We start from the raw sequence: 12,939 nt of genomic DNA, 5'->3' as shown, positions 1-12,939 counted from the left end.
CCCGCTCCCACAAGGTTGCGCCAGGCCAGAATCAAGCGCTGTACCTGTAGGAGCCGGCTTGCCGGCGATGAGGCCGGTTCAGGCAGCACAAGACAGTGGCTCCCACAGGTGCCCTGCTACGCAGTCAGAGGGCGATGCGCCCCAGCAATATGTCGCGGAACATGGCGAAATCGCCCACCAGGCTGTACCACGGGTGGCTGAAGGTGGCCGGGCGGTTTTTTTCGAAGAAGAAGTGCCCGGCCCAGGCGAAGCCGTAACCTGCCAGCGGCACCGCCAGCAGCAGCAACCACTTGCCACTGCCAATGGTATAGGCCAGCAGGGCGATCACCAGGCTGGTGCCGACGAAGTGAAGGCGCCGGCAGGTGGGGTTGTTGTGCTCCCCCAGGTAGTAGGGATAGAACTCGGCAAAACTGCGGAACTGCGCTGTGCGGGTCATGGCTGTGCTTTCCGGATCTGCGGGTCGGGAACAGGATACACGGCGTGGAGCCTGAATCGAGTCTAGAGTCACTCAGAATGATGGCCAGTGACAATCAGCGCCAATTGAGTATCCTTTCGATTCACCGCAGGAGCGGTTCAGCACAAGAAGCCTGTCATGAGTGAAAGAACCACCTCGGCCAGCTGGGCCTCAGGGATCGTCAAGGCGCTCGAACTGGAAGGGCTCGATTGCCCGGCCATGTTCCGCCAGTTGGGCCTGGACTTCGCCGCCCTCGACGACCCCGACGCACGCTTCCCCCAGGATGCCATGACCCGCTTGTGGCAGTTGGCCGTTGAGTTGTCGGGCAACGAGGCGATCGGCCTGAACATGGCCCGGGTGGTACGCCCGGCGTCGTTCCATGTGGTCGGCTACGCGCTGATGTCCAGCCGTACCCTGGCCGAGGGCTTCCAGCGCCTGGTGCGCTACCAGCGCATCATCGCCGAAAGCTCGGATTTGAGCTTCGTGCTCGGCGCCGAAGGTTATTCGCTGATCCTGACCGTGCACGGCGACCACCTGCCGCCCACCCGGCACAGCTCCGAAGCCTCGCTGGCCTGCGCCCTGGCACTGTGCAAATGGCTCAGCGGGCGGCCGATCCAGCCGCGGCGGGTGCTGATCCAGGGGCCGCAGCCGAAGAACATCGACCCCTACAAGGTGGCGTTCCATTCACCGTTGGTGTTTGGCGCAGCGCACGACGCACTGCTGTTCGAGCGTGCCGACATGGAAGCACCGCTGCCCACGGCCAACGAAGCCATGGCGGTGTTGCACGACCGCTTTGCCGGTGAGTACCTGGCGCGCTTTTCGGAAAGCCGCGTGACCCACCGGGTACGCCAGGTGCTGTGCCGCATCCTGCCGCAAGGTGAGCCCAAGCGCGAAACCGTGGCCCAGGCCCTGCACCTGTCGCAGCGCACGCTGCAGCGGCGCCTGCAGGATGAGGGCACCAGCTTCCAGGCGCTGCTCGATGACACCCGCCGCGAGCTTGCCGAGCAATACCTGGCGCAGCCCACCACCACCCTGCTGGAAACCGCCTACCTGCTGGGCTTCGCCGACCCGAGCAACTTCTACCGGGCGTTCCGCCGCTGGTTCGACGTCACCCCCAGCGAATACCGGGCGCGCCTGGCGGTCAGTGACGCCAGAACGCCGGCATGCACAACACCAGCACCGTGATGATCTCCAGCCGGCCCAGCAGCATGCCGCCGGCGAGAATCCACTTGGCGGCGTCCGGCAGCGAGGCGAAGTTGCCCGCCGGGCCAATCACCTCGCCCAACCCCGGCCCCACGCCCGACACGGTGCTGGCCGCGCCAGTCAGTGCGGTCATCCAGTCCAGGCCCAGCAGCGACAGCAGCAGCGCGATCACGGCGATGGTGGCGGCGAAGAAGAACGAGAAGGTCAGGATCGAGCGCACGATCTCTTCGTCGAGGCGGTGACCGTTGTACTTCTGCTTGATCACCGCCCGCGGGTGGATCAGCTGGTTGAGGCTGGCCTTGAGCAGGATGTACGCCACCTGGAAGCGGAAAATCTTGATGCCGCCGGCGGTCGAGCCCGAGCAGCCGCCGATGAACCCCAGGTAGAAGAACAGCATCAGCGAGAAGTTGCCCCACAGGCTGTAGTCGCCCAGGGCAAAGCCTGTGGTGGTGACCACCGAGGTGACGTTCAGCGCCACGTGGCGCAGGGCGTCGAGCCAGTGCAGGTTGGTGGTGGCCCAATACCAGGTGCCGAGCACGATCCAGGTGGCCACCAGCAAGCCCAGAAAGCCCTGCACCTGCTGGTCGCGGATCAGCGCCTTGCGGTTGCCGCGCAGGGTGGCCACATACAGGGTGAAGGGCACGCTGCCCAGGATCATCACCACCACTGCCACCCAGTGCACGGCCGGGATGTCCCACTTGGCCAGGGACTGGTCGGAGGTGGAGAAGCCGCCGGTGGAGATCGCCGACATGGCGTGGTTGATCGCATCGAACGGGCTCATGCCCGCCCACCAGAATGCCAGGCTGCCCAGCACGGTGATACCCACGTACACCGCGACGATATACTTGGCGACCATGTGCGAGCGCGGCATGACTTTTTCTGAGCGGTCCGAGGATTCGGTCTGGAACAGGCGCATGCCGCCGATACGCAGCAGCGGCAGGATCGCCACCGCCATACCGATGAAGCCGATGCCGCCCAGCCAGTGCAGCATCGAGCGCCACATCAGGATGCCCGGCGACATGTTGTCCAGGCCGCTGAGCACGGTGGAGCCGGTGGCGGTGATGCCGGACATGCTCTCGAAGAAGGCGTCGGTGTAGCTGATGTGCTGGGTGAGCAGGAACGGCAGGGCGGCGAACACGCCTACCACCAGCCAGCTGCTGACGGTCAGCAGGTACATGTCGCGCGGGCGCAGGTGCACGTGTTCGGGGCGGCCCTGCACCACCAGGCCCAGGCCTGCGACGAAGGTGATCATGCTTGCCCAGAGGAACGACGGCATGTCGCCGGTGCGCTCGAAAATCACCAGGGTCGCCATGGGCACCACCATGCTCACCGCCAGGGTGATCAGGAAGATGCCGATGATGAAACCAATGATCCTTAAGGTCGGCAACGCCATGTGATCTGCTCTGACTGGCTACGGAAGGGGCGCCATTCTACCTGTGGGCCGGGTGATGTAAACGCCATCGTTGCGCCGACGCGGCAGTGGGTTTGCCTCGCGCTGGCGCTATCGCGAGGCAAGCTCGCTCCCACGTGGCCCGCTTGTTGGTGCAAAATGGCGGCACTTTCAATTTGCCAGGAGGGTAGCCCATGGAGGCTCTCGACGCTCTGCTCAACCGTGTTTCCGTGCCACGCCTGACTGAACCGGCACCCAACGCCGCCCAGCGCGAGGCGCTGTTTCAGGCCGCGTTGCGCGCACCGGATCACGGCCAACTGCGGCCATGGCGCTTTCTGACCATCGAAGGCCAGGGCCGCGAGAAGCTCGGCGAGTTGTTTGCCTCGGCGCTGCACGCCAAGGGCGACGCTAGCCAGGCCGCGCTGGACAAGGCCCGCGCCATGCCGCTGCGCGCGCCATTGCTGATCGTGGTGGTGGCCAGGCTGCAGGATCACTTCAAGGTGCCCAAGTCCGAGCAGCGCCTGGCGGCTGGCTGCGCGGCCCACGGCATCCTGATCGCGGCGCATGCCCAGGGTGTGGGTGCGGTGTGGCGTACCGGTGACATGGCCTTCGATACCCATGTGCACAAGGGACTGGGGTTGGCCGAGAACGAAGAGCTGATCGGCTACCTGTATGTCGGTACGCCGGCGACCGAGCCGCGTACGGCGCCGGTGCTGGCGACCGAGGATTTCGTCGCTGCCTGGGGCGAGTGATGTGAATGGGGGCCACGTTGTGGCCCTTCGCGGGTAAACCCGCTCCCACAGGTACAGCGCTGGATTCAGGCTCGGCGCGGTCCTGTGGGAGCGGGTTTACCCGCGAAGGGGCGCGCAGCGGCCCCAAAAGCCTTCAGGCTGGCGCAGCTTCACAGGGCAACTCCAACGTCGCCACGAACCCGCCCTGCGGGTGGTTGCCCAAGCTCAGGCTGCCGCCATGGCGTTCGGCCGCCTTGCGCGCGATCGCCAAACCCAGCCCATGTCCGGGCGCTTCCTGTCCCGGTGCCCGGTAGAACGGCTCACCCAACTGCGCCAGGTGCTCGGCCGGCGCCCCCGGCCCATGGTCGCGCACGCTCAACACGATGCGCCCTTGCTCGCGGCTGGCATGCATCTCGATGGGCTGCCCGCCAGGGTTGAAGCGCAGGGCATTGCGCAGCAGGTTGTCCACCGCCCGCTCGATCAGCGTCGGCCAGCCCTGCAGCGTCAGGCCCGGCTCGGCCTCCAGGCGCACCTCCTGTTCTGGCGCACTGAGCTGGGCATCCTTGCGCACGCTGCCCAGCAGCGCGTTGATATCCACCGGCTCCGCATGGGCCTGCTCGGCATCCACCCGGGCCAGCACCAGAATTTCGCTGATCAGCGCCTCCAGGCGGTCGCACTCGCGGGTCAGGCGTGGCCACAGCGCCTGGCGCTGCTCGGGCTCGGCGCGTTCGGCCAGGGCCAGGGCAATGCGCAACCGCGCCAGCGGCGAGCGCAGCTCGTGGGACACGTCGCGCAGCAGCTGGCGCTGGCTGCCGATCAGGCTCTGCAGGCGCGCGCCCATCTTGTTGAAGTCGTTGGCCAGCACGCCGAACTCGTCGCGTCGCACGGCCAGGCGGGCCAGGCTGTTCTGCTGGTAGCTGGCCTGGCCCAGGTCGTGCACCGCGCTGCGCAGGCGGCTGAGCGGGCGGGTGATCGACAGGGTCACCAGCAGGCTGAAAAGGGTCAATACCACCAGGGCTATGCCCAACGCGCTCAATGGCCAGATCAGGCTTTCGCGGTGCCAGGCTTCGAGCTCCGGGTGCGGGATGCGGTAGATCAGCAGGTAGGTCTCGCCGCTGGCGGGGCTGGTATATTCCTCGGTCAGCCGGCGCCAGGGCAGGCGGCGCTGGTCGTTGTGCTGACGCGCCTCGAAGGCTGCGGCGCGGCGCGGGAAGGTGCCCGGCACCACGGCTTCGCCGCTGTCGTCGAGCACCTGTACGTCAATCTTGAAGCGCTCCTTGCGCCGCTCGAGGAAGCGCTGCGAGGCTTCCAGGCCTTCCTGCTCGTAATGCTGCACCCAGCGGCTGGCCAAGGTGTTAAGGCCTGGGTGGCGGCTGAGGATCCAGGTGTCCTGGTTGAGCATGTGGCCCAGCAGGATCGACAAGCCGGCAACCAGGGCGATCGCCAGCCAGAAACTGGCCAGGATGCGCCAGAACAGTGAACGCAAGGCGAGCACCTCCGTGAAATGGCAAAAGCCCGGCCCGCAAGGGTGCGGGCCGGGCGTGGGGCTGACAGCTTACTGGGCCTTGTGCTGTTTTTCAGCTTTCCAGGCCTGGAACTCCTGCCATTCGGCTTTCTTGGCGGCGCGTTCTTTTTGCAGTTCGTCGAACTTCTTCTGCTGGTCGGGCTTGAGCAGCGCGCGGACCTGGCTGTCGGCTTTGTCGCGGCTGGCCTTGATCTCGTCTTTCATGGCCTTCTGGTCGGCGGCCGGCAGCTTGTTCAGGTAGCGCTCGGTGATGTCGCGGCGCTGCTGCATCTGCTCGCCCATCAGCTTGCCGATCTGCTGGCGCTGGTCGCGGCTCAGGTCCAGCTGGGCGAAAGGCGCGTCACCGCGGTGGTGTGGGCCGTCGTGGCGCGGGCCACCTTCTGGCATAGCCATGGCAACGGTCGGCAGGGCAGCGGCGAACATCAGGGCGATAAGGGTCTTGCGCATGGTGTCTCTCCTGTCATGGGCCGGTGTTTACCGGATGAGCCCAGTTTAGGGAGATCAAGGTCAAGGGCGGTCAGGTGAGGGTAAAGGCAGGGTAAAGACGTGAGCGGGCTTTTTGTAGGAGCGGCACAAGGCCGCTCCTACAGATTGAGTCAGAGGCTGTAGTAATAGCCCCGGCTGCGCAGCGCGACGATGCGCGGGCGGCCGTCTGCGTGCGGGCCGATCTTCTTGCGCAGGTTGCTCACGTGCATGTCCAGGCTGCGGTCGTACAGGGTGAGCTTGCGGCCCAGGCCGATCTGCGCCAGCTCCTGCTTGTCCAGCGGCTCGCCCGGCTGGCGCAGCAGCGCTTCGAGGATGCGGCTTTCGGACAGCGTCAGGGTCATCTCGCGTTCATCGATGCTGACCACGCCACGCACCGGGCTGAACGCCAGGTCGCCGACTTCCATCTGCGTGGCCGGCGCGCTGGGATGGCTGCGGCGCAGCACCGCGCGCAGGCGGGCGGTGAGCTCGCGCGGGTCGCAGGGCTTGGCCAGGTAGTCGTCGGCGCCCAGCTCCAGGCCCAGGATGCGGTCCAGCGGCTCGCCGCGGGCCGAGAGCATCAGCACCGGCAGTTCGGCGTGCTCGCTGCGCAGTTGCTTGAGCAGCTCAAGGCCGCTGCCGTCGGGCAGCATCACGTCCAGCACCACTGCCGCCGGAGCCTGGGCGGCCAGGGCCTGGCGCGCGCTCTGGCCATCGTGGCAGGCGCGAACTGCAAACCCTTCCTGGGTCAGCCAACTGCCCAGCAGTTCACACAGTTCCTGGTCATCATCAATCAGTAACAGCTCGCTCATGTCTCACTCAATTCAACCATTGACGGCGTCTTCTGTGTCCGCCGCTGGCTAAGATACCGCAGACTACCGATAACAGTGCAACGCCAGAACCAATCAGGAACCACTGCTGCTGGTCGGTCAGCAGGCGTTGCGGTGCGCTGGCACTGGCCTGCAGCTCCTTGACGGCGAGCTTCAGGCGCTGGTTGTCCTGGCGCAGGCGGGTCAGTTGGGCGCTCTCGCGCTCGCTGTCCTGGTTCTGCAATTGTTGGGTCAGCGCGCCGCGCTGCTTCTCGCTTTCTTCCAGGCGCTGCTGCAGGTCGGTGATCCGCGCCCCGGCTTCCAGCGACAGCGGCTGTTCGGCCACGGCCAGGGGAGAGAGCAGCAACAGGCACAGCAGGAGGAACATCGGGCCTTGACGCATTGGAACTCCTGAATGGAATCGGTTCAGGAGGTTGTCGGCCGTTGGTCCGAATTTATGAATGGCCCGAAAAACAAGTCGCCTTCTTCGCGGGTAAACCCGCTCCCACAGGCAATGATGAACCTGTGGGAGCGGGTTTACCCGCGAAGAAGGCGACTCGGTATCAGGCTTGCAGCTTAAGGCAGCACTTGCTTGAACGGCTTGACCACGACCTTGTCGTACACGCCGGCGGCGATGTACGGGTCGGCGTCGGCCCAGGCTTGCGCTGCGGCCAGCGAATCGAACTCGGCAACGATCAGGCTGCCGCTGAAGCCGGCTTCACCCGGGTCGTTGCTGTCGATGGCCGGGTGCGGGCCTGCCAGTACCACGCGGCCTTCGGCCTTGAGCTGTTGCAGGCGCTCGATGTGGGCAGGGCGCGCGGCCAGGCGCTTTTCCAGGGAATTGGCGACGTCGCTGGCGATGATGGCGTAGAGCATGTCAGTCCTTGGTCTTGGAGGTGGACGGGTCGGCGTCGTGCAGGTGACGCGAAAGGTAAACGCCCTGGGCCACCAGGAAGATGACGGTCATGCCCAGGCTGCCGAACACCTTGAAGTCGACCCAGAAGTCCTGGAAGGTGAAGGCGACGAACAGGTTGGCCGCGCCGCACACCAGAAAGAACGCGATCCAGGCGACGTTCAGGCGGTTCCAGACGGCTTCCGGCAACGTCAGGGCGTGGCCCATGATGCGCTTGATCAGCACCCGGTCGCCGATGAAGTGGCTGCCGGCGAAGGCCAGGGCGAACAGCCAGTTGACCACCGGCGCCTTCCACTTGAGGAAGGTCTCGCTGTGGAAGGCCAGGGTCAGGCCGCCGAACACAAGGCAAGCGACCAGGGTCAGCAACTGGCCCTTTTCCAGCTTGCGGTGGCGCAGGAACAGCGCGCCGTAGACCACCACCGAGCTTGCGATCAGCATCGCCGTGGCGCTGTAGATGCCGCCGAATTCGAACACCTGGCCGGCAAAATCGACCGGGCGCGGGTCCAGCTTGTAGACGATGAAGAACAGCAGCAGCGGGATGAAATCGATGAATTGTTTCACAATGGCAGCCAGAAGCGGGATGTGACGGCATAATAACAAACATCGATTCCTGCGAAAGCGCCGCACCATGAATGTTGATCTGCACTGTCACAGCACGGCCTCCGATGGCGCCCTGTCGCCCACGGCACTGGTCGCCCGGGCCCACGAGCACGGGGTGCGCACGCTCTCGCTCACCGACCACGACACCCTCGAGGGCCTGCCCGAGGCGCGCCAGGCTTGCGCCGAGCGGGGCATGGCCTGGGTCAGCGGGGTGGAGCTGTCGTGCACCTGGGGTGGCGCCACCATCCATGTACTGGGCTACGACTTCCCCCTCGATGCACCGCCCTTGCTCGAGGCCATTGCCAACCTGCACCGCGGCCGCTGGCTGCGCGCCGAGGAGATCGACCGCAAGCTGGCCGCCAAGGGCATGCCCGGTGCGCTGGACGGCGCCCGCGCGGTGCAGCAGGCGCTGGGCGACAGCGGCAATGCCCCGGCACGCCCGCATTTCGCCGAGTATCTGGTGCAAGCCGGCTTCGTCAAGGACCGTGGCGAGGCGTTTCGCAAGTGGCTGGGCGCCGGCAAGCTGGGTGACGTCAAGCTGCACTGGCCGACCCTGGACGAAACTGTCGCTACGCTGCGTGAGTCCAACGCTTGGGTGAGCCTGGCTCATCCCATGCACTACGAGCTTACCCGCAGCAAGCGCAGACGGCTGATTGCCGACTATATTCAGGCTGGAGGGCAGGCACTGGAAGTGGTCAACGGGATGATGCCGCCCGAACAGGTGGGGACGATGTCCATCCTCACCCGTGAGTTCGGCCTGCTGGCAAGCGCTGGCAGCGATTTCCACGGCCCTGGCACCTGGGGCGAGATCGGTGCCTACCGGCCATTGCCTGAGGACCTGCCACCCCTGTGGCGCCGATTCCGACATGAACAGCCTATGGCGGTATGAACAGGACGACTTCGTGAGCCAATTTTTCCAGATTCATCCGGAGAACCCGCAGGCGCGCCTGATCAAACAGGCCGTGGAGATCATCCGCAAGGGTGGCGTGGTGGTGTATCCGACCGACTCGGCCTATGCCCTGGGTTGCCAGATCGGCAACAAGGCGGCCATCGAGCGGGTGCGCAAGCTGCGCGGCCTGGACAAGACCCACAACTTCACCCTGATGTGCTGCGACATGTCGCAGCTGGGGTTGTACGCCAAGGTCGATACCGGCACCTTCCGCCTGCTCAAGGCCCATGTGCCCGGCCCGTACACCTTCATCCTCAACGGCACCCGCGAGGTGCCGCGCCTGCTGCTGCACGAAAAGCGCCGCACCATCGGCCTGCGGGTGCCCGACCACGCCATCACCCTGGCGCTGCTCGAAGAGCTGGGCGAGCCTTTGATGAGCGTCAGCCTGATCCTGCCGGGTGATGACGAGCCGATGGTCGACCCCTACGAGATCCGCGAACGCCTGGAGCACCATGTCGACCTGGTGATCGATGGTGGCTTCGGTGACCTCAAGGCGTCCACCATCATCGACCTGTCCGGTGACGAACCCGAGCTGATCCGCGAAGGCTGCGGCGACCCCACGCCGTTTCTGGTCAACGCGTGAGCCAGGTGCAAGCGCCCGAGGCGCCGGCGGTTGACGCCGAAGCGCCGTTCCAGCTGCAGCTGGCGCTGGTTTACGGTGAAGCCCTCACCGAAATGCCGGTGGACCTGTATATCCCGCCAGACGCCCTGGAAGTCTTCCTCGAAGCCTTCGAAGGCCCGCTGGACCTGTTGCTGTACCTGATCCGCAAGCAGAACGTCGACATTCTCGACATACCGGTGGCCGAGATCACCCGCCAGTACATGAGCTACGTGGAGCTCATGAAGAACGTGCGCCTGGAACTGGCCGCCGAATACCTGGTGATGGCCGCCATGCTCGCCGAGATCAAGTCGCGCATGTTGCTGCCGCGCTCGGCCGAGGTGGAGGAAGAGGAGGGCGACCCGCGCGCCGAGCTGATCCGCCGCCTGCAGGAGTACGAGCGCTTCAAGGCCGCCGCCGAGGGCATCGACGAACTGCCGCGGGTTGGTCGCGACGTGGTGGTGCCACGCCTGGACGCCCCCCAGGCCAAGGCGCGCAAGCTGTTGCCCGACGTGGCCCTGGAGGAGATCCTGCTGTCCATGGCCGAGGTGATGCGGCGCAATGACCTGTTCGAAAGCCACCAGATCACCCGTGAGGTGCTATCGACCCGCGAGCGCATGAGCGAAGTGCTCGAGCGCCTCAAGGGCGGTGCCTTCGTGCCGTTCGTCGAGTTGTTCAGCGTCGAGGAGGGCAAGCTCGGCGTGGTGGTCACCTTCATGGCGATTCTGGAGCTGGTGAAGGAATCGCTGATCGAACTGGTGCAGAATGAACCCTTCGCCCCGATCCACGTCCGTGCCCGGGCAGAGTGACCTGACGACCGATGAACCTGAACGAACCCCGCGAACTCGCCTCCTTGATCGAGGCTTTTTTGCTTGCCTCGGGCAAGCCGCAATCCCTTGACCGCTTGTACGAGCTGTTCGACGAGGCCGAGCGCCCGGCGCCGGCAGTGTTCAAAAAGGCCCTCGAGGTGCTGGCCAAGTCGTGCAACGGCCGCGCCTTCGAGCTCAAGGAGGTGGCCAGCGGCTACCGCCTGCAGATTCGCGAAGCCTATGCCCCCTGGGTTGGCCGCCTGTGGGAGGAGCGCCCGCAGCGCTACTCCCGCGCGTTGCTGGAAACCATGGCGCTGATCGCCTACCGCCAGCCCATCACCCGCGGTGAGATCGAAGACGTGCGCGGCGTGGCGGTGAACAGCAACATCATCAAGACCCTGATGGAGCGTGAGTGGATCCGCATCGTCGGCTACCGCGAGGTGCCCGGCCGCCCGGCCATGTTCGCCACCACCCGGGCGTTCCTCGACCATTTCAACCTCAAGAGCCTCGACCAATTGCCGGCGTTGGCCGAGCTGCGCGAGCTGGAGCCGGTTGCCGAGCCTGAGCCTGAGCTCGACCCGGATGACGCACCGGTGCCGGCGCACCTACAGGCCCTGGCCGATGCCAGCCTGGGTGACGAAGAAGAGGTGGGTGAGCCAAAGGAAGAAACCAGCTTCCGCTCGCTGCTGGTGGAGCTGGATGCCATGGAAGAAGGGCTGAAGACCGATTTCGATGATTTGCGTGAAGAAGAGCCCGAGGCTTCGGTGGAAGAAGAGGGCAAGCTGCAATCCTGACTGCAGTGTTGCCTGAACGGGCCTCTTCGCGGGCTCCCACAGGGATTGTGCACAAGCTTCATGTAGGAGCCGGCTTTTCGGCGATGAGGCCGGTTCAGGCGCACACAGGTCATTGGGCAGAAAACAATCCCGTACCCCGAAAAACCCTCTACCCTCCAGATGCGTTAATTCCCCGAACCGCGTATGATGCGCGCCCGCTTTCACTACTACACCGGGAGGTGCCCAGATGAGTGACAAAGACCTGCAAGACCAACAACCCGCCCCGCCATCCGGCGAAAAACTGCAGAAAGTGCTGGCCCGCATCGGCGTCGGCTCGCGCCGTGACGTCGAGGCCTGGATCAGCCAGGGCCGTATCAAGGTCAATGGCGTGGCCGCCACCCTGGGCCTGCGCGTCGACCTGCACGACGCCATCACCGTCGATGGCAAGCTGATCAAGCGCGTCGAGGCCGCCGAGGCGACCCGCCGTGTGGTCATGTACAACAAGCCCGACGGCGAAATCTGCACCCGCGACGACCCCGAAGGCCGCCCGACCGTGTTCGACCGCCTGCCACGGCCCAAAGAAGGCCGCTGGATCAACATCGGCCGCCTCGACATCAACACCACCGGGCTGCTGCTGTTCACCACCGACGGTGAGCTGGCCAACCGCCTGATGCACCCGTCCTACGAGATGGACCGCGAATACGCGGTACGTGTGCGTGGCGAGGTCGACGACGACATGATTGACCGCCTCAAGGCCGGCGTGATGCTCGAAGATGGCCCGGCCAAGTTCACCGACATCCAGAAGGCCCCGGGTGGTGAAGGCTTCAACCACTGGTACCACTGCGTGGTGATGGAAGGCCGCAACCGTGAGGTGCGTCGCCTGTGGGAGTCCCAGGGTGTGGTGGTCAGCCGCCTGAAGCGCGTGCGCTTTGGCCCGGTGTTCCTCAACTCCGACCTGCCGATGGGCCGCTGGCGCGAAATGAGCCAGGGCGAGATCGACATCCTCGCCGCCGAAGTGGGCCTGCAGCCAGTGGCGCTGCCAGCCCTGAACCTCAAGGCCAAGGATAAGCTCGAGCGCCTGCAGCGCAAATCGACCCGCCCGCTGGGCCGTGGCGAGCGCGTGCGCACCCTGCGCCCGGCCCAGGGCGATGCAGCCCCGGCAGAGCGCCCGGCCCGTGCCCCGCGTGAGGAAACCCCGCGCGGCAAGCCAAACCGTGGCAGCGCCGTGGCCGAACGCCCGAGCGAGATGCGCAAGCGCCCGGCGCGCCCGGACGGCGACAAGCCAGCCGGTCGTGGCCGCGGCAAGCCGCGTGGCTGATCCCGCCTGGTAGTGCAAGAGCCAGCCTTCGGGCTGGCTTTTTTGTACCTGCAATTTTTGTGTTGTCGCCAATCGCCCGCAAAGTTATGCGATCCCCCTGTAGGAGCCGGCTTGCCGGCGATTGGGTCGCAAAGTGACCCCAACATACTGATCTCAAAAACATTTCCGGCAAGGCTGGAAAGTTTTCAAACCGCCTCGTAAAGAAATTTATACGCCCTGGGTGCGTTTTCCTTCCAAAACTCGATTTTTCCTACACCTGTAAAAAAAACGTGCCAAGCGTTCCCTCGCCAAGCCTGCCTCGCCCTGTCCCGCCCCCTTGCCCGGCCCCCGGCAAACCGCTGATATAGCCGCATTGCCGTGTGCAACGCCTGGCCACAGAGCCCGGCGAACAGAACAACAAATGGA

Annotated in this window: 15 protein-coding genes; 7 read left to right on the top strand and 8 right to left on the bottom strand. The window is 65.3% G+C overall.

Going from position 1 to position 12,939, the window contains the following annotated elements; translation table 11 throughout:
* Nucleotides 1-124: 124 nt before the first annotated feature.
* Complete coding sequence (locus KSS94_RS19680; protein ID WP_217839742.1) at nt 125-436, bottom strand: Mpo1-like protein; 312 nt, start codon at nt 434-436, stop codon at nt 125-127.
* Between the two features lie 156 nt (nt 437-592).
* On the opposite strand from KSS94_RS19680, the gene KSS94_RS19675 reads away from it, so the two are divergent.
* Nucleotides 593-1,639, top strand: coding sequence for an AraC family transcriptional regulator (locus tag KSS94_RS19675; protein WP_217839741.1), 1,047 nt, complete (start codon nt 593-595; stop codon nt 1,637-1,639).
* Here the strand turns inward: KSS94_RS19675 and KSS94_RS19670 are convergent.
* On the bottom strand, nt 1,596-3,050 hold the full coding sequence (locus tag KSS94_RS19670) for a TrkH family potassium uptake protein (protein WP_217839740.1): 1,455 nt from the start codon (nt 3,048-3,050) through the stop codon (nt 1,596-1,598). The genes KSS94_RS19675 and KSS94_RS19670 overlap by 44 nt on opposite strands.
* A gap of 191 nt (nt 3,051-3,241) precedes the next feature.
* On the opposite strand from KSS94_RS19670, the gene KSS94_RS19665 reads away from it, so the two are divergent.
* Complete coding sequence (locus KSS94_RS19665) at nt 3,242-3,799, top strand: NAD(P)H nitroreductase (RefSeq protein WP_217839739.1); 558 nt, start codon at nt 3,242-3,244, stop codon at nt 3,797-3,799.
* A gap of 133 nt (nt 3,800-3,932) precedes the next feature.
* On the opposite strand, the gene KSS94_RS19660 is transcribed toward KSS94_RS19665, so the two are convergent.
* From KSS94_RS19660 to KSS94_RS19635, 6 genes are all read right to left on the bottom strand, one after another.
* Nucleotides 3,933-5,264 (bottom strand): sensor histidine kinase, encoded by a 1,332-nt coding sequence (locus KSS94_RS19660; protein ID WP_217839738.1) that lies wholly within the window; start codon nt 5,262-5,264, stop codon nt 3,933-3,935.
* A gap of 69 nt (nt 5,265-5,333) precedes the next feature.
* Entirely contained in the window at nt 5,334-5,750 is a 417-nt protein-coding gene (locus KSS94_RS19655) for a Spy/CpxP family protein refolding chaperone (RefSeq protein ID WP_217839737.1), read from the bottom strand.
* 149 nt (nt 5,751-5,899) lie between these two features.
* Nucleotides 5,900-6,577 (bottom strand): response regulator transcription factor, encoded by a 678-nt coding sequence (locus KSS94_RS19650; RefSeq protein WP_217839736.1) that lies wholly within the window; start codon nt 6,575-6,577, stop codon nt 5,900-5,902.
* A 7-nt stretch (nt 6,578-6,584) separates the two neighbouring features.
* Entirely contained in the window at nt 6,585-6,977 is a 393-nt protein-coding gene (locus KSS94_RS19645; protein WP_217839735.1) for an SH3 domain-containing protein, read from the bottom strand.
* A gap of 173 nt (nt 6,978-7,150) precedes the next feature.
* A complete protein-coding gene (locus KSS94_RS19640) occupies nt 7,151-7,450 on the bottom strand; it encodes a YciI family protein (protein WP_015271283.1) in 300 nt (99 codons plus the stop codon).
* Between the two features lies 1 nt (nt 7,451).
* Nucleotides 7,452-8,048 (bottom strand): septation protein A, encoded by a 597-nt coding sequence (locus KSS94_RS19635; protein ID WP_217839734.1) that lies wholly within the window; start codon nt 8,046-8,048, stop codon nt 7,452-7,454.
* A 67-nt stretch (nt 8,049-8,115) separates the two neighbouring features.
* Here KSS94_RS19635 and KSS94_RS19630 point away from each other — a divergent pair, with 67 nt between their 5' ends.
* The 5 genes from KSS94_RS19630 to rluB all read left to right on the top strand — a co-directional run bounded on the left by KSS94_RS19630 (nt 8,116) and on the right by rluB (nt 12,534).
* Nucleotides 8,116-8,976, top strand: coding sequence for a PHP domain-containing protein (locus KSS94_RS19630; RefSeq protein WP_217839733.1), 861 nt, complete (start codon nt 8,116-8,118; stop codon nt 8,974-8,976).
* 13 nt (nt 8,977-8,989) lie between these two features.
* On the top strand, nt 8,990-9,619 hold the full coding sequence (locus KSS94_RS19625) for an L-threonylcarbamoyladenylate synthase (protein WP_217839732.1): 630 nt from the start codon (nt 8,990-8,992) through the stop codon (nt 9,617-9,619).
* The gene (locus tag KSS94_RS19620; RefSeq protein WP_496197742.1) at nt 9,616-10,443 is read left to right on the top strand and encodes a segregation and condensation protein A; all 828 of its coding nucleotides are present in this window, start codon (nt 9,616-9,618) and stop codon (nt 10,441-10,443) included. The genes KSS94_RS19625 and KSS94_RS19620 overlap by 4 nt, the downstream gene beginning before the upstream one ends.
* Nucleotides 10,444-10,454: 11 nt before the next feature.
* Complete coding sequence (gene scpB / locus KSS94_RS19615; RefSeq protein WP_217839731.1) at nt 10,455-11,237, top strand: SMC-Scp complex subunit ScpB; 783 nt, start codon at nt 10,455-10,457, stop codon at nt 11,235-11,237.
* Nucleotides 11,238-11,463: 226 nt separating this feature from the next.
* Nucleotides 11,464-12,534, top strand: a complete 1,071-nt coding sequence (gene rluB / locus KSS94_RS19610) for a 23S rRNA pseudouridine(2605) synthase RluB (RefSeq protein ID WP_217839730.1) — start codon at nt 11,464-11,466, stop codon at nt 12,532-12,534.
* Nucleotides 12,535-12,939 lie beyond the last annotated feature (405 nt).

The organism is Pseudomonas fakonensis, from assembly GCF_019139895.1.
Classification (GTDB): domain Bacteria; phylum Pseudomonadota; class Gammaproteobacteria; order Pseudomonadales; family Pseudomonadaceae; genus Aquipseudomonas; species Aquipseudomonas fakonensis.
This window is presented reverse-complemented; position numbering and strand designations above follow the sequence as displayed.

What these genes read in the sequence shown, in the direction of transcription:
- KSS94_RS19670 (WP_217839740.1), bottom strand. Translation starts at nt 3,050, where the DNA reads ATGGCGTTGCCGACCTTAAGGATCATTGGTTTCATCATCGGCATCTTC.
- scpB (WP_217839731.1), top strand. Translation starts at nt 10,455, where the DNA reads ATGAACCTGAACGAACCCCGCGAACTCGCCTCCTTGATCGAGGCTTTT.
- KSS94_RS19630 (WP_217839733.1), top strand. Translation starts at nt 8,116, where the DNA reads ATGAATGTTGATCTGCACTGTCACAGCACGGCCTCCGATGGCGCCCTG.
- KSS94_RS19675 (WP_217839741.1), top strand. Translation starts at nt 593, where the DNA reads ATGAGTGAAAGAACCACCTCGGCCAGCTGGGCCTCAGGGATCGTCAAG.
- KSS94_RS19645 (WP_217839735.1), bottom strand. Translation starts at nt 6,977, where the DNA reads ATGCGTCAAGGCCCGATGTTCCTCCTGCTGTGCCTGTTGCTGCTCTCT.
- KSS94_RS19650 (WP_217839736.1), bottom strand. Translation starts at nt 6,577, where the DNA reads ATGAGCGAGCTGTTACTGATTGATGATGACCAGGAACTGTGTGAACTG.
- KSS94_RS19680 (WP_217839742.1), bottom strand. Translation starts at nt 436, where the DNA reads ATGACCCGCACAGCGCAGTTCCGCAGTTTTGCCGAGTTCTATCCCTAC.
- rluB (WP_217839730.1), top strand. Translation starts at nt 11,464, where the DNA reads ATGAGTGACAAAGACCTGCAAGACCAACAACCCGCCCCGCCATCCGGC.
- KSS94_RS19640 (WP_015271283.1), bottom strand. Translation starts at nt 7,450, where the DNA reads ATGCTCTACGCCATCATCGCCAGCGACGTCGCCAATTCCCTGGAAAAG.
- KSS94_RS19665 (WP_217839739.1), top strand. Translation starts at nt 3,242, where the DNA reads ATGGAGGCTCTCGACGCTCTGCTCAACCGTGTTTCCGTGCCACGCCTG.
- KSS94_RS19655 (WP_217839737.1), bottom strand. Translation starts at nt 5,750, where the DNA reads ATGCGCAAGACCCTTATCGCCCTGATGTTCGCCGCTGCCCTGCCGACC.